The organism is Streptomyces sp. NPDC127108 (genome assembly GCF_042677545.1).
Lineage (GTDB): Bacteria > Actinomycetota > Actinomycetes > Streptomycetales > Streptomycetaceae > Streptomyces.
Genome location: NZ_JBHXTE010000071.1, coordinates 1 through 20921, shown reverse-complemented (window position 1 = coordinate 20921; position 20921 = coordinate 1). Strand labels below are relative to the sequence as shown.

The window sequence follows — 20921 nt, the reverse complement described above, 5'->3', positions numbered from 1 at the left end:
ATCCTAGGCGGCGACACCCCGCCCCGGCCAGGGCGTCCAGGGCCTGCGGAGCCGATTCCCGGACTCTGGCCAATTAAGCCCGTCCGGCTTTCCTGAATTCCGCCGACAAATCCCAACGGGCCGGGCGAAAAGAGCGCGGCTTTCATCGCCGCTCGCGATGCGGGCGTACGGATCACGTCACGGCGACCGCAATGCGCCGCTCAGGCGCCGACGGTGGGCAGCGGTGGCAGCCGCGTCCCGTACAGCCAGGCCTGGAACAGCTCGTCGACCGGGCCGTGCGCGTACCGCTCGACATGGGCGGTGAACGTCTGTGTGGTGACCACGCCGTGCCGGTGGACCGTGGCCCAGGCGCGCAGCATCCGGAAGAACGCGTCGTCGCCGAGCGCGCAGCGCACGGCGTGCACGACGAGGCCGCCGCGTTCGTAGAGCCGGTCGTCGAACATCAGCTTGCGGCCGGGGTCGGCCAGCTTGAGGTCCTGCGGCTGTGTGGCCAGCAACCGGTGGGCGGCGGCGGCGAGTTCCTGGGCGGCGCGTCCGCCCGAGCGCTCCGACCAGAGCCATTCCGCGTACTTGGCGAGGCCCTCGTTGAGCCAGATGTGCCGCCAGTCGGCGATGGTGACGCTGTTGCCGAACCACTGGTGGGCGAGCTCGTGCGCCACCAGGCGCTCCGCGCCCCTCGCGCCGTCCACGTGGTTGACGCCGAACAGCGACAGGCCCTGCGCCTCGACGGGCACGTCGAGTTCCTCGTCGGCGACGACGACGCCGTACTCGGCGAAGGGGTAGGGCCCGAAGAGATCCTCGAAGAGCGCCATCATCTGCGGCTGGCGCGCGAAGTCCCGGGAGAACTCGGCGAGGAGGTGCGCCGGGAAGTGCCCGGTCTGCGGCACCCCGCTGAGCCCGGGGTCGCCGAGGAGCGCCGTCTGGTACTTGCCGATGGACAGGCCGACCAGATAGCTGGGGGTGGGTGCGGGCTGTTCGTAGAGCCAGGTGGTGGTGGAGGCCTTGGTGGTGCGGGTGAGCAGCCGGCCGCCGATGACCACCTGGTAGGCGGAGGGGGTGGTGATCGAGATCTGGTACGCGGCCTTGTCGGCGGGCCGGTCGTTGCACGGGTACCAGGAAGGGGCGCCGACGGGCTGGCTCGCGACCAGCGCGCCGTCGGTCAGCTCCTCCCAGCCGAGCCCGCCCCAGGGGCTGTTGACCGGCTTGGGGTTGCCCGAGTAGTGCACGTCGACGGTGAACGCGGACCCGGCGGGCAGCGCCTTCGCCGGGCGCACCCGCAGCTTGCCGCCGCGGTGCGTGTAGTGCGCGGCGCGGCCGTCGACGCGGACGCGGCCGATGCGGAAGTCGCCGAGGTTCAGCTGGAACTCGGCCAGCGACGCCCGGCCCGTTATGGCGCTGAGCCGGGCCGCGCCCGCAATCCGGTTCGGGGCGGGCCGGTAGTCGAGCTCCAGCTCGTAGCGGTGCACCCGGAAGCGCGAGTCACCGTTGCCCGGGAAGTAGGGGTCCGGTGCTGTCTTCTGCTGCCCGCTCAACGCTGGTCCGCTCCCTGCCCTGTGCTCGTACGACGTGAAGCGCGTCCTGTCCCGCGACGCGGCCCGTCGCCTCAGGGGCGCCAGGCCTCGATCGGGTTGCCCAGCCAGCGGGTGTCCGCCGGTACCGACTCGCCGGCCATCACGAGGGACGCGGGTCCCAGGGTCGACCGGGCTCCGATCTCGCTGCCGGGCAGCACGATCCCGCCCGGACCCAGGGTGGCGCCCGCACGGAGAACCACAGTATCCGTCCGCAGGATCCGATCATGGAAGAGGTGCGTCTGCAGGACACAGCCCCGGTTCACGCTGCTGGCGGCTTCGAGCGTGACGAGATCGGTCTCCGGCAGCCAGTAACTCTCGCACCACACGCCCCGCCCGACGCGCGCGCCGAGGCCGCGCAGCCACAGGTTCATGACCGGGGTGCCGGGGACGGCCCCGGCGAGCCAGGGCACGGCGACCATCTCGACGAAGGTGTCCGCGAGCTCGTTGCGCCATACGAAGCCGCACCACAGCGGGTGCTCTCCGGTGCGGTGCCGGCCGACGAGCAGCCACTTGGCCACGATCGAGGCGAGGCAGCCGAGCGCTCCCGCGGCGAGCAGGACCGCCCCGGAAAGCAGCGCGGCGAGCCAGAGCCCGTGCCGGGCGGCCAGGGCGAGCAGCCCGACCACGAAGATCACCAGGGCCGCCGAGCAGAACACGGGGACGATCCGGCACGCCTCGACGAGCGCCCGGGCCAGCTTGAGGCGGGCGGGCGGCGCGTAGGTGCGGCTGTCGTCGGACCCGGCCGCGGCGCGGGGCAGCTTGACCGGCGGCAGGCCCAGGTAGGAGCTGCCCTTCTTGGCCTTCTTGGGGGTGGCCGACAACACGCCGACCAGGCCGTCGTCGGGCACGGAGCGGCCGGGCGCGGTCATGCCGGAGTTGCCGAGGAAGGCGCGGCGGCCGATCTCGGCACGGCCGATGCGCACCCAGCCCCCGCCGAGTTCGTAGGGGGCGGTCAGGGTGTCGTCGGCGAGGAAGGCGCCCTCGCCGACCGTGGTGAGGCTCGGCAGGGCGAGCACGGTGGACACCTCGGCGCCGCGTCCGATGCGCATGCCGAGCAGCCGCATCCAGACGGGGGTGACGAGCCCGGCGTACAGCGGGAAGAGCGTCTGCCGGGACAGGTCCATCAGCTGGGTGACGGTCCACGCCTGCCAGCCGATGCGGCTGTGGGTGGGGCGGGTGCCCGTGCGCAGGCCGAGGCTGAGCAGCCGGACGCCGACGAGGATGAGGACGGCGTAGCCGAGGCCGAAGGCCAGGGTCGCGGGGGCCAGGGCGAGCAGCGCGCCGCGTACGGCCTCGCCGAGCGCGGCGTCGGCGGGCACGAAGGCGCGGGAGACGAACAACGCGGGCACGGCGGCCGCGACCGGGAGGAGGCTGAGGGCGATGCCGGTCATGCCGTACATCGCGCGCCAGTGCACGGCACGCGGCGGGCGCTGCTTCGGCCAGTCGCGCTTGGCCTTGCCGAGCTTGCCCGCGGGCGATCCGGCCCAGCGCTGGCCGGTGGGGATCTGGCCGCGCACGGCCGAGCCGGGGGCGACCTCGGCACGCTTGCCGACGCGGGCGCCGGGGAACAGGATGCTGCGGGTGCCGACCACGGCGCCCGCGCCGACCTTGATCGCGCCGATTTCGAGCCGGTCGCCGTCGAGCCAGTGCCCGGACAGGTCCACCTCGGTCTCGACGGCGCAGCCTCGGCCGAGCTTGAGCAGCCCGGTGACGGGCGGCAGCGAGTGCAGGTCGACCTCGGAGCCGACCTTGGCGCCGAGCGCGCGGGCGTAGCGCTCCAGCCAGGAGCCGGTCAGGGAGGTCGCGCCGCTGTACTCGGCGAGGCGTTCGGCGGTCCACAGGCGCAGGTGCACCCGGCCGCCGCGGGGATGGCTGCCGGGCTTGACGCCGCGAAGCAGCAGCCGGGCGCCGCCCGCCGCGATGGCGAGGCGTCCGGGCGGGCTGTACAGGGCGAGGACGCCGACGGCGATCAGCCACCAGGGGGCGGACGGGGCCCACGGGTAGGCGCCGAAGAGGTGCAGGACGTTGCCGAGCGCGGCGAGCGCGACCGTCCAGCGCAGCCCGACGAGGGTGAACAGCGGGAGCAGCAGGGCCGCCTGGACGGCCTGGGTCCGTACGGGCACGGGGGTGATCTCGCGGGCGGCGCCGTCGTCCTGCGCGGACTTCTCCAGGCGGCGGGCCAGCTTGCGCAGGACGGGCCGCTCGTAGATGTCGATGACGGCGGCGCTCGGGTAGCGCGTGCGCAGCCGGGTGGTGAGCTGGGCGGCGGCCAGGCTGCCGCCGCCGATCGCGAAGAAGTCGTCGGACGCGCTGGTCACGGGGATGCCGAGGGTCTCGCTCCACTGCTCGGCGAGCCATGCCTCGGTGCCGTACAGCTGTTCGGCCGCGGCGCCGGTGTCGAGGTCGGGCAGGGGCCAGGGCAGGGCGTTGCGGTCGACCTTGCCGGAGGTGCGGGTGGGCAGGTCCGCGACGGGGGCGAGGAGCGGGACGAGGGCGGCGGGCAGTTCGGCGCGCAGCTTCTCGACGGCGGTCGCGTGGTCGAAGCCGTCCTGGGTGACGAGGTAGCCGACGAGCAGTTGGTTGCCGCCGCGCGCGGTGCGGACGGCGGCGGCCGCGCCCGAGACGCAGGGCAGGGCCTGGAGGGCGGCGTCGACCTCGCCGAGTTCGATGCGGCGGCCGCCGAGCTTGATCTGCTCGTCGGTGCGGCCGAGGAAGATCAGGCCTTCGGGGTCGGCCTTGACGAGGTCGCCGCTGCGGTAGGCACGCCGCCAGCCCATCGACTCCAGGGGCGCGTACTTCTCGGCGTCCTTCTCCGGGTCGAGGTAGCGGGCGAGTCCGGCGCCGCCGATGACGAGCTGACCGCTCTCCCCCATCGGCACGGGCCGGCCGGACTCGTCGACGACGACCAACTCCCAGCCGTTCAGGGGCAGTCCGATCCGGATCGGCTCGTCGCCGGTCATGAGTGCGGCGCACGCCACGACCGTCGCCTCCGTCGGACCGTAGGTGTTCCACACCTCGCGGCCCTCGGTGACGAGGCGCTGGGTGAGCTCGGGCGGGCAGGCCTCACCGCCGAAGATCAGCAGGCGGACGTCGCCGAGGGCCTCGGGCTCCCACAGGGCGGCGAGCGTCGGCACCGTGGACACCACGGTGATCTCCTGCTCGACCAGCCAGGGCCCGAGGTCGGCGCCGCTGCGCACCTGTGCGCGCGGGACGGGCACGAGGCAGGCGCCGTAGCGCCAGGCCAGCCACATCTCCTCGCAGGACGCGTCGAAGGCGACGGACAGACCGGCCATGACGCGGTCGCCGGGCCCGATCGGCTCCTCCTGGAGGAACAGGGCGGCCTCGGCGTCCACGAACGCGGCGGCGCTGCGGTTGCTCACGGCGACGCCCTTGGGCTTGCCGGTGGAGCCGGAGGTGAAGATGATCCACGCGTCGTCGTCGGGCTCGGGTCGTCCGGCCGGGGCGTCGGCGGGCTTGTCGACGGTGAAGGCGTGTCCGGCGCCGATGACGGTGCGCACGTCGGCCTCGCCGAAGACGAGGTCGGCGCGCTCGTCGGGGTCCTCGGCGTCGACCGGGACGTAGGCGGCGCCCGCGGCGATCACGGCGAGGATCGCGACGTACAGTTCGTTGGTGCCGCTCGGCACGCGGACGCCGACGCGGTCGCCCCGGCCGACTCCGGCGGCGTCGAGCCGTCGCCGTAGCCGTTCCACCTCGGCGGCCAGCGCGCGGTACGTCAGCTGGCGGGCGCCGTCGTCGAGGGCGGGTTCGTCGGGGTGTGCCCGCACTGTCGCGTCGAGGATGTCGACCAGGGTGCGCGGTGCGGCGGCGCTCCCGCTGGTGAAGAAGGCCGGCTCCCCGAACTGTTCGCTCATCTCCGCTTCGAGCAGGCTGAGCTCAGCGTTCGTGCGCGTGGCTTCCATCGGGTCCCATCGTCGAAGGCCGCGGATCCCCGGGAGCTCGCCGTGCCACTCCCGGTTTGCCTGGGGTTGTCCGGTCCTGGAACCAAACAACCGGCATAGCCTAATCGCTTGTCGTGAACGCGGCGCGGCGGAGTGAGCAAGGCCACCGGCCCGGCGCGGGACGTGTGACCGCTCCCCGACCAGCGGCGATCACGATCGGCGAGCACCGAGGAGCACCCACGGCACCCGACGACCACCCACCGCGGGGAACGGAAAAGGCCGCCCCCGCCTTACGGCGAGAACGGCCTCCGAGCTGTGCGAAACACAGTCGGGACGACAGGATTTGAACCTGCGACCCCTTGACCCCCAGTCAAGTGCGCTACCAAGCTGCGCCACGTCCCGTTGCCCGCTGACCTGGGGTTTCCCCTGGCCGAACGCGCACCGAAACAATACCGCACTCGGGACTGTGATCGCTCACGCCTTTCCCGCGCTTGACCTCAAGTCCACTTCAGGTTGCACGCTCGTCGACATGACGACGACAACGGAGCACACCTTCACGTACGCGGACCTCCCCCGCCTCATGGGCCTCATGACGGGCGACGAGAAGCACGGCCCCGCGGCCACCTCCACGCTGGACGCGCTGTGGGTGCTCTACGACCGCGTGCTCAGGGTCACACCCGACCGCGCGGACGATCCGGGCCGCGACCGGTTCCTGCTGTCCAAGGGACACGGGCCGATGGCCTACTACGCCGTGCTCGCCGCCAAGGGCTTCCTGCCCGTCGACTGGCTGGAGGGCTTCGGGTCGTACGACTCCCCGCTGGGGCACCACCCGGACCGCGTCCTGGTCCCGGGTGCCGAGATCGGCAGCGGCTCCCTCGGGCACGGGCTGCCGCTGGCCGTCGGCACCACCCTCGGCCTACGGGCCCGCGGCCTCACCGACCCGCGCGTCTGGGTCCTCGTCGGCGACGCCGAGCTGGACGAGGGCAGCAACCACGAGGCCATCGCCTACGCCGGACCGGCCGGCCTGGAACGACTGCACACCCTGGTGATCGACAACGCGTCGGCGTCGTACGCCCGCCCCGGCGGCATCGCGGCCCGCTTCGAGGCGGCCGGGTGGTCCGCGCTCACCGTCGACGGCCGCGATCACGAGGCGCTGTACGAGGCCTTCACGGCGCCGCACGCGGGGAGGCCGCACGCGGTCATCGCGCGGGTGGAGCCGAAGTCGGCGTGACGGCCGCGTGGAGCGAGCCCGGGTCGGCGTGATGCCGGTGTCCGGCTCTGCGCCCCTCCCCTCCCCCCTTTCTCGCTCTTTCTTTCCTTAACTCCCGCCTCTTCCGGAAGGACAAGTTCCCCATGGACACCATGCGTGACCGTTTCGCCCCCGTCATGACGCGGCTGCTCGACGAGGACCCGCGCGTCGCCGTCGTGCTCGCCGAGATCGGCGTGGACGGTTTCAAGGACGCGATGCGGACACATCCTGACCGGGTCATCAATGTCGGCATCCGCGAGCAGCTGCTCGTCGGCACCGGTGCCGGACTCGCCCTCGCGGGGCTGCGGCCCGTCGTCCACACCTTCGCGAGCTTCCTGGTGGAGCGGCCCTTCGAGCAGATCAAGCTGGACTTCGGCCATCAGGACGTGGGCGGCGTCCTGGTCAGCGCGGCCGCTTCGTTCGACTGGCCGGAGGGCGGGTTCACCCACATGTCGCCCGGCGACGTCGCCCTACTCGACACGCTCGACGGCTGGACCGTGCATGTGCCGGGCCACCCCGACGAGGCCGAGACGCTGCTGCGGCACGCGGTCGCCGCGGGCGACGACAAGGTGTACGTCCGGCTGTCCGTGCAGGCCAACGCCGCGCCGATGCCGGTGGACGGCACGCGGTTCCTGACCGTGCGGGAGGGGCGGCGCGGGGTCGTGGTCGCTGTGGGGCCGCTCCTCGATCAGGTGCTCGCCGCCACGGAGGGGATGGATGTGACGGTGCTCTACGCGACGACGGTGCGGCCGTTCGACGCGGAGGCCGTGCGGCGGGCGGCGTCGGCGGGGGTGGCGGACGTCGTGGTGGTCGAGCCGTACCTTGCCGGTACGTCCACGGCTGCCGTGAACGACGCGCTCGTGGATGTGCCGCATCGGGTGCTCGGGCTTGGGGTCGGGCGGCGGGAGCTGCGGCGGTATGGGCGGGTGGAGGAGCATCTGCGGGCGCACGGTTTGGATGCGGGGTCGCTGCGCGGGCGGATCGAGGGGTTCTTGGGCTGAGGTTCGGGGCCCTGCGGGGCTTTCCCCCAGTCCCGCCCCTTCCCGAAACCGGGGGCTGCCGCCCCCTGGACCCCAGCTGATCGGCGCTCCGCGCCTCGTCCTCGATCGCCGGACGGGCTATGACGTTGCCACACCGGCACATTTTCAGCCCCTCCGGCGTTTGAGGAGCGGGGGTCTGGGGGCAGAGCCCCCGGTTTCGGGAAGGGGCGGGATTGGGGAGCCCCCGGCAAGGTCCCCACCCCCCACCCGCACAAGCCCCCGTATCGCAGGCACAGCCAACAACGCCCCACACACCACAAGCACCACCACCCCACCCATCAACAACACCCGCTCCGCCCCGAACACGGCAGCCGCAGGCCCAGCCAACGCCTGCCCCACGGGCAACATCGCCAACGACCCCGCGACGTCGTACGCATGGATCCGATTGAGCACATCCGGCGGAACCTGCGTCTGCACGCTGGTGGCCCACATCACCGCCCAGAACGAGGTCCCCGCCCCGGCGACCACGGCCCCCACGACCATCAGCCCCACCCCGGCCTGCGCCCCGACGGACGCCGGGAACGCGGCGTAGCCGATGAGGGCGAACGCCCCGGCGCGCAGCATCCGCCGGGGCCGGAGCCGCAGGGCGATCACACCGCCGATGACGGTGCCCGCACCGAGGGCGGAGTTGACCAGGCCGTACGTACCCGAACCGTGCTGGTCGACGACGGTGACGGCGACGAGGGGCGTGACCGGACCGCTGACGGTGATCATCAGGACGCACCAGATGGCGATGACGCCCCAGAGCCAGGTGCGGGCCCGGAACTCCCGCCAGCCGACGGCCAGATCCTTCTTGAAGCCGAGGCTCGCCGCGTGACTGCCGGGCACGGCGGGCGGCAGCCTGAGGAGCAGCAGGCACAGGGCGCTCAGGCCGTACGTACCGGCGTGGGCGGCGAAGACGGCGGCGGGCGAGGCGAGGCCCACGAGGACGCCCGCGACGGCGGGGCCCGCGAGCTGCGCGCCGGACTCGGCGACCCGGATCACGCCGTTGGCCTTCTGGACGTCGGCGGCGAGCCGGGGCACGGTGCTGGCGACGCCGGGCTGGAACACCGCGGCGGCGGCGCCGTTGACCGCGCCGATCAGGCAGATCTCCCACAGCACCACGTGGCCGGTGAGGAAGAAGACGGCGGCGAGCGACTGGGTGACGAGGCGCACCGCGTCGGCGCCGATCATCAGCAGCCGGGTGCTGAACCGGTCGGCGAAGACGCCGCCGAAGATGACGAGGCTCGCGAAGCAGGCGGCGGTCGCGGCCATGGCGAGGCCCACGGCCCCGGCGCCGTACCCGTGTTGCAGCATTCCGGCGGCGAGGGCGACGGGCAGCATCGTGTCGCCGAGCTTGGCGACGGCCCGCGCGACGAAGAAGAGCCCGAAGTCCCGCGACCAAAGCCCACCGGGCGCACCTGGCCGTGCGCCCGCCGCACTCCCGCGTATCCCGGGTTCGTCCGACTCCCTCGAACCCCCCGATGCCACCCCTGACATACCCGACCCGCCCCTCCGCTGAGCGATGGTGCCCGCTGACCGCCGACGGCACGACGCCGGATCATGCCATGCGATCCGGCCACGCTCAGCCGGATTAAAACGCCGCCAGCACGCCGCCCCCACGCCATCCGGGCGCGCACCCCCGCCGCCCCCCGGAACCGCCCAGGTCACCCCCTACCTAAGCGCCCCGCCCCCCCGCTACTCCCCCGCCGGAACCCCCAACTCCGGGTAGCTCTCCAGGAGTCGGGGCGGGGCCGCCTGCCGCCACGAGTCGGCGAGGATGTCGGCCAGCTCGTCCTGGTCGACGGCCTTCAGGCGTACCCGGACCCAGGCGAAGCTCGCCTCGTGGTCCGCGATCCAGAACTTGTCCGGCTCGGCGAGCACCAGTTCGTCGCGCTCCAGCTTCGGGCAGCGTACGGCGATGGACGTCTCCTCCTCGGGGAGCGTGACGAACATCTTCCCGGCGACGCGGAACGTCGGCATGCTCCAGGCGAGCTTCTCCGTCGTGTCCGGCAGGGCGAGCGCGGTACGGCGTACATCATCGGCGTTGACCATGGCCAGAACCGTAGCCAAGCCGACTGACAATCGCCCGCCGGGCCGGGCCGCGGGCAGCGGCGGCACCTCGGGCCCGCGCTCCGAGCACACCCCCGCCCTAGGGGATCCGCGCGTCCAGCCACCCCGTGAGGTCCCGCTGCACCTCGTCCCGGTTCGTCTCGTTGAGGATCTCGTGCCGCGCGCCCTCGTACCCCTTCCAGGTCAGGTCCCGCACGCCGACGTAGCGGAAGTCCTCCAGGAGTTCGTACACGAGCGTCATCCCCTGGTTGCAGGGGTCCTGTGTGCCGACGGCGATGTGGATGGGCAGGTCGGCGGGGACGCGGGCCAGGTTCCGGGGGTCGTTGATCTTGCGGACGGCACGCACCCAGTCCAGCGTGAGGCCCGCCGAGAAGGCGAATCCGCAGGCCTCGTCGGCCGCGTAGACGTCGACCTCCGCCTCGTCGCGGGACAGCCACTCGAAGCCGGTGCGGCGGGGGTAGGGGTCGTTGAAGGAGGCGAAGAGTTCGGCGAGGAAGGCCGACCGGGCCGCCCGGCCGCCCTTGGCGATCTCCTCGCCGAGCCGCGCGGCGGCGACCTCGGTCTCGGCTCCGGGCAGCGAGCGGAACGTGCCGGAGAGGATCAGGCCGGCGAGGGTGTCCGGGTACTCCTGGGCGTAGTCCCGGGCGAGCAGGGAGCCCAGGCTGTGGCCGAGCAGGACGACGGGGACGTCGGGGTGCAGGGTGCGGACCTGGTCGCCGATGGCCTTGAGGTCGTCGACGATCGCCCGCCAGGCGTCGGCGCCGCTGTCGGGGTCGGCCGTGTCGGTCACGCCGTAGCCGCCGGTGGCCTGCGCGGTGGCGCCGTGGCCGCGGTGGTCGGAGGCGACCGCTCCGTACCCGTGGGCGACGAGGTGGCGGGCGAACCGTTCGTAGCGCAGGCCGTGTTCGGCGGCGCCGTGCGCGATCTGCACGACGGCGCGGGGCCTGCTCCCGGCGGGCAGCCAGGTGTACGTGGCGACGGGCACGCCGTCCGACGCGGTCAGCAGCCCCGCGGTGTAGGTGACCGGGGCCCCGTCGGCCTGGTCGTGGTCCGGCATCGGAGCACTCCTCTGCTGTGCGGTGCGACTCGTCTCTCCCGGCACACCCTCCCCCACGAGGCGGACGTCAACCCCCTTGCCGCGCGGGGCCCCGCCGACCCATTGACCCTCCCCGGACGCAGAACCTACGCTGAACAACCTTGCGGAGTAAGCGCTTTCCACGGCGATCGGCCCACCGTTCCGCGCACTCCGCCTCGTCACCGCGACTCACCGCACACCCGGCTACCGGCAGCCGTCCAAGCCCAGGGAGCGCCATGAGTTCCACGCGAAGTGCCCGCATGTCCAGACCGTTCACCGTCCTCGTCTCCCTGTTCGCCCTCCTCGTCGGTCTCGGCCTGTCCTCGCCGCCGCGCGCGGAGGCCGCGGCGGCCTTCCGGGTCCTGGTCTTCTCCAAGGTGACCAACTACCCGCACGAGTCCATTCCGGCGGGCATCGAGGCCATCAAGAAGCTGGGGAGCGAGCACGGCTTCGAGGTGGAGGCCACCGACGACGCGGCGGCCTTCACCGACGCCAACCTCGGCCGGTTCCAGGCGATCGTGTTCAACAACACCAACTCGACGCCGGAGAAGGGCGACCTCCTCGACGCGGCGCAGCGCGCGGCGCTGCAGAAGTTCGTCCGCGGGGGCGGCGGCTGGGTAGGGCTGCACGCGGCGTCGGCGAGCGAACGGGACTGGGGCTGGTACGAGGGGCTCGTCGGGGCGATCTTCGACAAGCATCCGCGGGTGCAGAAGGGCCGGGTCAAGGTCCTCGACCAGGCGCACCCGTCCACGAAGGGGCTGCCGCAGCTGTGGGAGCGCGAGGAGGAGTGGTACAACTGGCGCGCCAATCCGACCGGGAAGGTGCACACGCTCGCGCAGATCAAGGTGCGTGACGGGGTCGAGGGCCTCGACGAGGGCGTGGACCACCCGTGGTCGTGGTGCCAGAACTACGACGGCGGCCGCTCCTGGTACACGGCGGGCGGGCACGCGTCCGCGGCGTTCTCGGAGCAGGCGTTCCTGCGGCACCTCCTGGGCGGCATCGAGTGGGCGGCGGGCGCGAAGGCGGGTGACTGCACGGCCACGAAGACGGGCGCGTTCCAGCGGACGCCGCTGGTCACCGAGGATCTCGCCGACCCCTTCGAGATGGCGGTCGCGCCGGACCGGCGGGTGTTCTTCATCCAGCGCACCGGCAAGCTGAAGGTGATCGACCAGGAGACGCTGAAGGTCACCACGGCGCTCGACTTCGCGTACACGCCGGAGATGACGAGCCAGTCCGACGGGCTGCTCGGCCTCGCCCTCGACCCGGACTTCGGCAGCAACCACTGGCTGTATCTGCTGCACTCGGACAAGACCGAGAAACGCATCAACCTGTCGCGGTTCACGGAGGCGGGCGGCAAGGTCGACCCGGGCTCGGAGAAGCGGCTCCTGACGATTCCGACGCTGCGCGGCGAGGGGCGGGCCAACTCGCACATGGCGGGTTCGATCGCCTTCGACAAGAAGGGTGATCTGTACGTCGCGACGGGCGACAACACCGACCCGTTCGCGTCGGACGGCTTCACGCCGGTCGACGAGCGCGAGGGGCGCCGCGCCTGGGACGCGCAGGGCACCTCGGGCAACACGAACGACCTGCGCGGCAAGGTCCTGCGGATCACGCCGAAGGACGACGGTACGTACGCGGTCCCGGACGGCAACCTCTTCGCGCCCGGCACGGACAGGACGCGCCCCGAGGTCTACGCGATGGGCATGCGCAACCCGTTCCGGATCACGACGGACCCGGTGAGCGGCGCGCTCCTCGTCGCCGACTACGGCCCGGACGCGCGGCAGGCCGTGCCCGACCGCGGCCCCGAGGGAACAGTGGAGTTCAACCGGATCACCAAGGCCGGGAACTACGGCTGGCCGTACTGCGTGGGCGACAACACCTCCTTCAACGACTACGACTTCGCGGCCCAGAAGCCCGGCGCGAAGTTCGACTGCGGCAAGCTCGTCAACAATTCGCCGAACAACACAGGCCTGCGGGACCTGCCGCCCGCGAAGGCCGCCGACGTCTGGTACGCCTACTCCGCCTCCGAGCGCTTCCCCGAGCTGGGCACCGGGGGCGGCGGCCCGATGAGCGGCCCCGTCTACGACTACGACGCCGACAACCCGTACCGGACGAAGTTCCCCGAGTACTTCGAGGGCAAGTGGTTCACGTACGAGCTGACCCGGCAGTGGTTCAAGGCGTTCTCGGTGCAGGAGAAGGACCAGGAGTTCACCGATCCCCGGTTCCCGCCCGCCAAGGCGGGTGATCTGCACTCGATCAACGGGATCTTCCCGGACATGAAGTGGAACCAGCCCTTCGACGCCGACTTCGGTCCTGACGGCGCGATGTACGTGATCGACTTCGGGCTCGGCAGCGGCACGGGCCGCGGCGGCAGCAACGAGGGCGCGGGCATCTACCGCATCGACTACGTGGCGGACAAGCGGCTGCCCGACGCCCGCGTGAGCGCCACGCCCGACAACGGCAAGGCGCCCTTGAAGGTGGCGTTCTCCAGCGCGGGTTCGGGTCTGCCCGACGGCAAGCCGGTGACGTACGCGTGGGACTTCGACGGCGACGGAAACACCGACTCCACGGCGGCGAACCCGACGCACACGTACACGAAGAAGGGCCAGTTCACCGCGCGCCTGAAGGTCACGGGGCCGGGCGATCTGACCGGGCTCGCCGTGCGGGAGGTCACCGTCGGCAACACCCGGCCGACAGTGACGCTCCAACAGCCCCCGGACGGCGGGATGTTCAGCTTCGGCGACACCATCCCGTTCACGGTGAAGGTCACCGACCCCGAGGACCGGAAGATCGACTGCTCCAAGGTCGTCGTCCAGTCCCAGCTCGGCCACGACTCGCATCTGCATCCGCTCGACAACTACACCGGCTGCGAGGGCGAGATCGTCACGGACGCCGGCGACAGCCACGGCCCGGGTCAGAACCTGTACTACGGCATCACCGCCCAGTACACGGACAAGGGCACGCCGGGCGTGCCCGCCCTCACCGGCTCGGACGCGCTGACGCTGCGGACCTCGCTGCGGGAGGCGGAGCACCGCACGGCCACCGGGGGCGCGCACGGCGGCGCGGAGACGGGCAGCCGTCCCGACGCGTCCGGCGGGAAGCGGCTCATCGAGATCGAGCACGGCGACTGGGTCGCCTTCGACCCGGTGCACCTGAAGGGCGTGGACTCGGTGACGGTCGGCGCGGCCTCCGGAGGGCTCGGCGGGGACGTCGAGTTCCGGGCGGGCTCGCCGACGGGCAAGCTCCTGGGCAAGGTGACGGTGCCGAACACCGGCAGCTACAGCAACTTCGTCTCCCCCACCGCGAAGCTCGCCCGCCACGACGGCACGACGAAGCTGTACGCCGTGTTCACCAACCCGCAGTGGGCCGAGGACAAGCCGGACCTGCTCACCGTGGACTGGCTGCACTTCAACGGTCCCGGCGTGGAGAAGACCCCGCACGCCCGGGTGACGGTCACGGCCGCACCGGACAGCGGCGCGCCGCCGCTCACCGTCCGCCTCACCGGCAAGCCGGAGCTGCCCGCCGGGCGCGAAGTCGCTTCGTACCACTGGGACTTCGGGGACAACTCCAAGCCCGGCGGCACCGAGGGACCGACGGCCGAGCACACGTACCCGCGCGCGGGCGCCTACACGGCGCGGCTGACCGTCACTGACGACAAGGGCGACACGACGACCGGCTCGGTCCGGATCACCGTGCGGCCGCCCGCGAAGGGAGGACGGTCATGAGCGCGACCAGACGGGCGTTTCTCGGTACGTCGCTGGGCCTCGCGGCGGCGGTCGGCACCGGACTGCCCGCGCGGGCGGCACCAGCACATCGGCGCCCGTGCCGTCGCATCCCGCGCGGCGGCATCGGCATGCACCTCTACACGATGCGCACCGCCCTCGCCCAGGACTTCCCCGGCACCCTGCAACGGCTCGCCGCGATGGGCTACGCGACGGTCGGCGTCAGCGGCCGTCACGGACACTCCGCGGCCACCATCCGCCACATCCTGGACGACGTCCGCCTCAAAGCCGTCCTCGAACACGTCGCGTACGACGTCCTGCGCGGCCCCGGCCTCGACCAGGCCCTCACGGACCTCCACACGCTGGGCGCGACCTGGCCCGTCGTACCGAGCCTGCCGGGCGCGCTGCACTCCCCCGCCGGATTCCGCGAGGCGGCAAGGGAGTTCAACCGCATCGGACGCGCCGCACGCGACGCGGGCCTCGGCCCCGTGCTCTTCCACAACCACGGCTCGGACCACGCCGTGGTCGACGGCGTGAACCTGTACGACATCCTCGTCACGGAGACCGACCCCGATCTCGTCGCCTTCGAACTGGACGTGTACTGGGCCGTCAAGGGCGGCGCCGACCCCGGAACCTACTTCACCCGGCACCCGTCCCGATTCCCCGCACTGCACGTCAAGGACATGGCCGCGAACGGCGACTTCGCCGACGTGGGGTCGGGGACGCTGGACTTCGCGGCGATGTTCGACCACGCGCGCCGGGGCGGGGTGCGGCAGTGGCTGGTCGAACACGACAACCCGGCGGACCCGTTCGCGACGGCGTGGAACAGCTATCGGTATCTGGCTGCGTTGCGGTACTGACCGCGGCGCCGCCGCGACACTGAACCGCTACGGCTGTCGCTCCTGGTCCAGGGCCCCGTCCGGGCCCTGGACCAGGCTCTTGTAGAAGAAGGTGCTGGGACGCGGCACTCCCGCCGGATCCGCCGCGTGGTCCGGCACGACGCCGACGCGGGTCCAGCCCGCCGTGACGTACAGGGTCTCGGCGGGGCTGTCCGTCTCGGTGTCCAGGAGGAGCAGCGTCAGGCCCGCGCGTGCGGCCTCTCGTTCGGCGAGGGTGAGCAGGGCCCGGCCGAGGCCGCGGCCGCGCGCCTCGCGGTGCACCAGGAGTTTGACGAGCTCGGCGCGGTGGCGGGCGTTGGGCTTGTCGGCGAAGGCGAGGCTCACGGTGCCGGTGACGCGGCCGGACTCGCGGACGGCCCAGGTCGCGACGCGTCCGGCGGCCACGTCCGCCGCCCGGTCGCGCCACCAGCGCGCGGCGCTCTCGTCGTCGAGCCCCGTGAGGAATCCGATGGACGCGCCGTCGTCCACCGCGTCGATCAGGAGGTCGCCCAATTCGCGTGCCAGTGAGGTGAGTCGGGCTGCCGTCAGTCGCTCGGCGCCCAGGTCCGGGATCGTCGTCACGGTGCCACCACCAGGAGCGCGTAGCGCACGGGGCTTCCGCCCCCGCACCGAAAGCGGGTGGCGCCCCACACCCGGAACCGCAGGCAGTCCCCGGTGGTGAGCGTGTGCGGTTCGCCGCCCACCGTCACCTCCAGCTCCCCGTCGAGGACCCAGAGGTGTTGTTCGAGCCCTGGGACGGGCGGTCGGTCGTACGCCAGGTCGGCTCCGGGTGCGAGTGTGCCCTCGACCACTTCGCCGCGCAGGCCCGCGTGCGGCGGCGAGACGGACCGCCGTACGAAGCCGGACTCCTCGTCCGCCCACACGGTCTGCTCCGCGGCGCGCACGAGCTGGGCCGGTTTGGCCTCGACCTCGCTGAGGAGCTGCGACATGGTGCGGCCGTAGGCGGCGCAGAGGCGGTTCAGGGTCGCGGCCGTCGGGCTGATCTCGCCGCGCTCGACCCGTGAGAGCGTCGACCTGCTGACACCGCTGCGCTCCGCCAACTCGCCGAGGGGCCAGCCGTGTTCGGCCCGCAGCCCGGCCAGGCGGGTGGCGAGCCGGGCGTCCACGTCCATGTCACTTTCGGGGGCCGGGTTCCTGTCGGTCGTGGGGGCCGACACCCCTTCATCGTGTCCCATATTTGGGATGCTATCCCATATACGAGAGGCGCCACCATCGCCCGGCCTCGGGAAAGCCCCTCAGTCGTGCGCCCCCGCCGCCCCCAACAGCTCCCGGATCCGTCCCGTCGCCTCGCGGAACCCGGCCGACGCGAGCGTGGCCGCGTACGCCCGTTCCCTGGGCAGTCCGACGTCGATGATCTCGGTCACCGTGCCCGGGCGCGGGCTCATCACCACGACGCGGTCGGCCAGATAGACGGCTTCGGGGATGGAGTGGGTGACCAGGAGCACCGTTGTGCCGGTCTCGCGCCAGATGCGGTGCAGTTCGACGTTCATCTGCTCGCGGGTGAGTGCGTCCAGGGCGCCGAACGGCTCGTCCATGAGCAGGACGGGCGGCTCGTGCAGCAGTGCGCGGCACAGTGCGACCCGCTGCTGCATGCCGCCCGACAGCTCGTGCGGGTAGGCGTCCTCGAAGCCGTCGAGGCCGGTCATGCGGATCAGCTCGTCGGCACGGGCGCGGGCCGCGGGCGCGGGGAGCCCGCGCATCTCCGCCTGGAGCAGGATGTTGCGGCGGGCCGAGCGCCAGTCGAGGAGGGCGGCGCGCTGGAAGACGTAACCGATGTCGCGACGCGGTCCGCGCACCGGCTCCCCGCCGAGCACCGCCGCGCCCGCCGACGGCGCGAGCAGCCCCGCGACCAGCTTGAGGAGCGTGGACTTGCCGCACCCCGAAGGGCCGACGATGGCGACGAACTCGCCGCGCGGCACGTCGAGGGAGACGTCGGTGAGCGCGGTGACGTCCCTCCGCTTGGTGCGGAAGCGCACGGAGACGTCGTCGAGGCGGACGGCGGGCGCTGTGTCGGTGCCAGTGCCGGTTCCGGTGGCGGTGTCAGCGCCGGTCCGGTCGGGAGTCGCGTCGGACTTGTTCAGTGCCGTGTCGTTCACGGTCGTCATCCCCTGCCTCCGCTGTCCCCGGATCCCGTCGGCCGCTTCATCCCTTGACCCCGTTGGCCGCGTCCCAGTACTCGGCGACCGGCTTCGGGCTCTTGACCATGCCCGCCTCCGCGAAGACGTCGATCGTCTGCTTCCAGTCGGCCTCGGTGTTGACGCCGGGCGCCTTGCCCCGGGTGGCGTCCGTGTGGAGCAGCGTCAGCGTGGTCTTGAACTGCTCCGAGAGCACCTCGCGGGGCGGCAGTTGCTCGGACGCGCCCTCCATCGCGGCGACCGCGGGCCCCGGGGACTTCTCGGCGGCGGCCCAGGACTCGCTGACGGCCGCCGTCATGCGCTTGGCGAGGTCGCCGCCGCGCCGCAGGGTCTTGGTCCCGGCGATCAGGCCGTTGGAGTAGAAGTTCAGGCCGTGCTCGGAGAAGCGCAGGTAGGAGACGTCCTTCTTGGCCTTGTTCTGCATGATCGGGCCCTGGTCGCTGGCGTAGCCGAGGAGCGCGTCCGTCCGTCCCGAGATCACCGCGGCGATCTTGCCCGCCGGGTCGGTGTTCTGGACCTGGACGTCGTCCAGGTCCATGCCGTTCTTCTGCAGGAAGATCGGGAAGGTCTTGGTGAGCGCGTCGCCCGCGGTGCCCGCGACGGTCTTGCCCTTGAGGTCGGCGGGCGCGTCGATGCTCTCGGCGTCAAAGGACTGCACGGACGCGGGCGTGGTCTGGAGGTAGACGCCGAGGCTCTTGACCTTGACGCCCTGGTCGACGCCCGCGAGGACGGCAGGGGTGTCGGCCCAGCCGAAGTCGGTGCGGCCGGTCCCGGTCGCCTGCACCGTCTTCTGGGAGCCCTGTCCGGCCCGTATCTCCAGGTCGATGCCGTGCTTCTCGAAGATCTCGCGCTGCTTGCCGTAGTAGAACGGGGCGTGCTCGCCGTACGGATACCAGTTGAGGGTGAGCGTCACCTTGTCCAGCTTCTCGCCGGAGTCGCTGACGGTGGTCTTGTCGTCCCCGCCGCAGGCCGTCGCCGTGACGGAGACGAGGAGCAGCGGGACGAGGCCGGTGAGGAGTCGGTTTCTGCGCGTCGCTTGCATGGGGGTCGGCCCTTCTCCCGTCAGAGCGTGATGGTGGCGGCGGAGTCGCGGCGGGACGCGTGCCAGGGCAGCAGCAGCTTCTCGGCGATCTCCACGAGGACGAAGAGGACGACGCCGATGAGCGACATCACGAGCAGCCCGGCGAACAGCATCGGGGTGTCGAGGTTGCCGTTGGCCTGCAGGATGACGTAGCCGAGGCCTTCGTTCGCGCCGACGAACTCGCCCACGACGGCGCCGGTCACGGCCAGCGTGACGGCGACCTTCAGGCCGGAGAACAGATGCGGCAGCGAGGCCGGGAAGCGGATCTTCAGGAAGGTCTGCCAGGGCCGGGCGCCCATGGTGGCGGAGAGCTGGAGCATCTCCGGGTCCACGGCCTTCAGCCCGGTCACCATCGAGATCACCACGGGGAAGAACGCGATCAGGACGGCGATCAGGACCTTCGGGCCGATGCCGAAGCCGAGCCAGACGACGAACAGCGGAGCGACGGCGATCTTCGGCACGACCTGGGCGAAGAGCAGAATCGGATAGAGGGTCTTCTCGACGGTCGTGGAGTACACCATCACGACGGCGCTGAGGATGCCCACGCCGACGGCGATGACGAAGCCGAGCAGGGTCTCGTACGTGGTGACCCAGCCGTGTTCCCATAGATAGCCGGGCTTGTCGACGATCACGTCGAGGGTGGCGCCGGGGGTGGGCAGCAGATACGACTCGACCCAGCCGGCGGCGGCGATCACCCACCAGGCGCCGAAGCACACAAGCAGCAGGGCGAGCGGCCGCCAGGTCTTCTCGGCCGCGTCGAGGGCGCGGCGGCGCGGGCCGGGCCGGGTGCGCTCGGCGACACCCGCCGCTTCTTTCGGGGCAGTACGGGACAGGACGCGCTGACTCACGGTGGACTCCCCGGAACGTCGGCGAAGGTCGTCAGGGCTACCTCGAGTTGCTGCCGGAACCGCCTCGCGAAAGCACCTCACGCACCTCGCGCACCTCGCGCATGGCACGCACACCAGGCGCTCCGCACGCTCCGTACGTTTCAGAAAGCGCTTTCTGACACGGTGTCCGCCACGCTAATGACTCGCCGACCACAGGGTCAATACGTCGTTGCGAAGTTCCGAACGCGGAATTCCGGGGGGGGTGTGGCGGGGCGCCGGGCGGGGCGGGTGCCGCCGTGGCCTACTCCGCGGCGTCGCCCAGGGCGCCGAGCACCGGGGCGATCAGCGGATGCGTCTCCGCGCCGCGCCGCACGGCCGCGAACACCCGGCGCGTGGGCGTGATCCCGTCCACCGGCCGGACCACGGCCCCCGCCATGTCCATCCCGCGCAGCGCGGACCTCGGTACGAGGGCGACGCCCGCGCCCGCCGAGGCCAGGGCGACGACGGCGCGGAAGTCGTCCGACGTGTGCTCGAGGACCGGCTGGAACCCGGCCTGTTCGCAGGCGAGGACCACCACGTCGTGGCAGGGGTTGCCCGGGAACGGGCCGATCCACGGGTCCTTGGCCAGCTCGGCGAGCGGCACCCGCTCGCTGTCGGCGGCCCGGTGGCCCACGGGCAGGACCGCGTCGAACGGCTCGGCGTACAGCGGTACCCGCGTGAGCCGCGAGTCGTCCGCCCCGGGCGCGCCCCGGTACTCCACGGCCACCGCGACGTCCACCTGCCGGTCCAGGACCATCGGCAGGCTGGCGTCGCCCTCGGCGTCCTGGACCCGGACGCGGATGCCGGGGGCGGTCTCCGCGAGGCGGGTGAGGGCGGGGGCGACGACGAGTCCGATGCCGGTGGCGAACGACGCCAGCGTCACCGTGCCCGCGCTTCCCGCGTCGTACGCGGCCAGCTCGGCCTCGGCGCGCTCCAGCTGGGCCAGCACGGCGTTCGTGTGCGCCAGCAGGATCTCGCCCGCCGGCGTCAGCCGGACGCCTCGCGCGGAGCGCTCCACCAGGCGGTGGCCCGTCTCCTGCTCCAGGGCGGTGAGCTGCTGCGATACGGCGGACGGGGTGAGGTAGAGGGCGGCGGCCGCTGCGGTCACGGTGCGGTGGTCGGCCACCGCGCGGAGGATGTGCAGCCGACGCGCTTCGATCATGCGCTCATTCTCCCACCACGGCCCGCACACGGGGCTGCGCCCCTGGCCCCCCATCGGCGCTCCGCGCCTCGTCCTCAAACGCCGGACGGGCTCTCTCCCACCCACCCGCCCAAACTTGCACCATCTGCCCAACAGCCCGGCACATCTCAGCCCGTCCGGCGATTGAGGAC

15 protein-coding genes and 1 tRNA gene are annotated in these 20921 nt (G+C 72.2%); 4 read left to right on the top strand and 12 right to left on the bottom strand.

Annotated features, from left to right (window positions below; translation table 11 throughout):
• Positions 1-200: 200 nt before the first annotated feature.
• The 3 genes from ACFVHO_RS38160 to ACFVHO_RS38150 all read right to left on the bottom strand — a co-directional run bounded on the left by ACFVHO_RS38160 (position 201) and on the right by ACFVHO_RS38150 (position 5872).
• Positions 201-1532, bottom strand: coding sequence for a M1 family metallopeptidase (locus tag ACFVHO_RS38160; RefSeq protein ID WP_385725115.1), 1332 nt, complete (start codon positions 1530-1532; stop codon positions 201-203).
• Between the two features lie 71 nt (positions 1533-1603).
• Positions 1604-5491 (bottom strand): Pls/PosA family non-ribosomal peptide synthetase, encoded by a 3888-nt coding sequence (locus ACFVHO_RS38155; RefSeq protein ID WP_385725114.1) that lies wholly within the window; start codon positions 5489-5491, stop codon positions 1604-1606.
• Positions 5492-5798: 307 nt separating this feature from the next.
• Positions 5799-5872: transfer RNA gene (locus ACFVHO_RS38150), tRNA-Pro, on the bottom strand.
• Positions 5873-5999: 127 nt separating this feature from the next.
• On the opposite strand from ACFVHO_RS38150, the gene ACFVHO_RS38145 reads away from it, so the two are divergent.
• Positions 6000-6701 (top strand): transketolase, encoded by a 702-nt coding sequence (locus tag ACFVHO_RS38145; RefSeq protein WP_385725113.1) that lies wholly within the window; start codon positions 6000-6002, stop codon positions 6699-6701.
• Between the two features lie 122 nt (positions 6702-6823).
• Positions 6824-7720 (top strand): transketolase family protein, encoded by an 897-nt coding sequence (locus tag ACFVHO_RS38140; RefSeq protein WP_385725112.1) that lies wholly within the window; start codon positions 6824-6826, stop codon positions 7718-7720.
• A gap of 144 nt (positions 7721-7864) precedes the next feature.
• Here the strand turns inward: ACFVHO_RS38140 and ACFVHO_RS38135 are convergent, their stop codons facing one another.
• From ACFVHO_RS38135 to ACFVHO_RS38125, 3 genes are all read right to left on the bottom strand, one after another.
• Positions 7865-9238, bottom strand: a complete 1374-nt coding sequence (locus ACFVHO_RS38135) for an MFS transporter (RefSeq protein ID WP_385725111.1) — start codon at positions 9236-9238, stop codon at positions 7865-7867.
• Between the two features lie 198 nt (positions 9239-9436).
• Positions 9437-9793, bottom strand: coding sequence for an MmcQ/YjbR family DNA-binding protein (locus ACFVHO_RS38130; RefSeq protein WP_385725110.1), 357 nt, complete (start codon positions 9791-9793; stop codon positions 9437-9439).
• 97 nt (positions 9794-9890) lie between these two features.
• Positions 9891-10868: an alpha/beta fold hydrolase gene (locus ACFVHO_RS38125; RefSeq protein WP_385725109.1), complete on the bottom strand. Its 978-nt coding sequence runs from the start codon at positions 10866-10868 to the stop codon at positions 9891-9893.
• Positions 10869-11146: 278 nt separating this feature from the next.
• Between ACFVHO_RS38125 and ACFVHO_RS38120 the strand changes: the two genes are divergently transcribed.
• Both ACFVHO_RS38120 and ACFVHO_RS38115 read left to right on the top strand, forming a co-directional pair.
• Positions 11147-14611, top strand: coding sequence for a ThuA domain-containing protein (locus ACFVHO_RS38120; protein WP_385725108.1), 3465 nt, complete (start codon positions 11147-11149; stop codon positions 14609-14611).
• Positions 14608-15468 (top strand): sugar phosphate isomerase/epimerase family protein, encoded by an 861-nt coding sequence (locus ACFVHO_RS38115; RefSeq protein WP_385725107.1) that lies wholly within the window; start codon positions 14608-14610, stop codon positions 15466-15468. The genes ACFVHO_RS38120 and ACFVHO_RS38115 overlap by 4 nt, the downstream gene beginning before the upstream one ends.
• Positions 15469-15495: 27 nt before the next feature.
• Here ACFVHO_RS38115 and ACFVHO_RS38110 read toward each other — a convergent pair whose 3' ends face one another.
• The 6 genes from ACFVHO_RS38110 to ACFVHO_RS38085 form a co-directional block, all read right to left on the bottom strand.
• Positions 15496-16068: a GNAT family N-acetyltransferase gene (locus ACFVHO_RS38110; protein ID WP_385725106.1), complete on the bottom strand. Its 573-nt coding sequence runs from the start codon at positions 16066-16068 to the stop codon at positions 15496-15498.
• On the bottom strand, positions 16065-16619 hold the full coding sequence (locus tag ACFVHO_RS38105) for a helix-turn-helix domain-containing protein (protein ID WP_385725130.1): 555 nt from the start codon (positions 16617-16619) through the stop codon (positions 16065-16067). The genes ACFVHO_RS38110 and ACFVHO_RS38105 overlap by 4 nt, the downstream gene beginning before the upstream one ends.
• Positions 16620-16742: 123 nt before the next feature.
• The gene (locus ACFVHO_RS38100) at positions 16743-17612 is read right to left on the bottom strand and encodes an ABC transporter ATP-binding protein (RefSeq protein WP_385725105.1); all 870 of its coding nucleotides are present in this window, start codon (positions 17610-17612) and stop codon (positions 16743-16745) included.
• A gap of 37 nt (positions 17613-17649) precedes the next feature.
• Positions 17650-18684, bottom strand: a complete 1035-nt coding sequence (locus ACFVHO_RS38095; protein ID WP_385725104.1) for an ABC transporter substrate-binding protein — start codon at positions 18682-18684, stop codon at positions 17650-17652.
• 20 nt (positions 18685-18704) lie between these two features.
• Positions 18705-19571, bottom strand: a complete 867-nt coding sequence (locus tag ACFVHO_RS38090) for an ABC transporter permease (RefSeq protein WP_385725103.1) — start codon at positions 19569-19571, stop codon at positions 18705-18707.
• A 280-nt stretch (positions 19572-19851) separates the two neighbouring features.
• Complete coding sequence (locus ACFVHO_RS38085; RefSeq protein ID WP_385725102.1) at positions 19852-20751, bottom strand: LysR family transcriptional regulator; 900 nt, start codon at positions 20749-20751, stop codon at positions 19852-19854.
• Positions 20752-20921 lie beyond the last annotated feature (170 nt).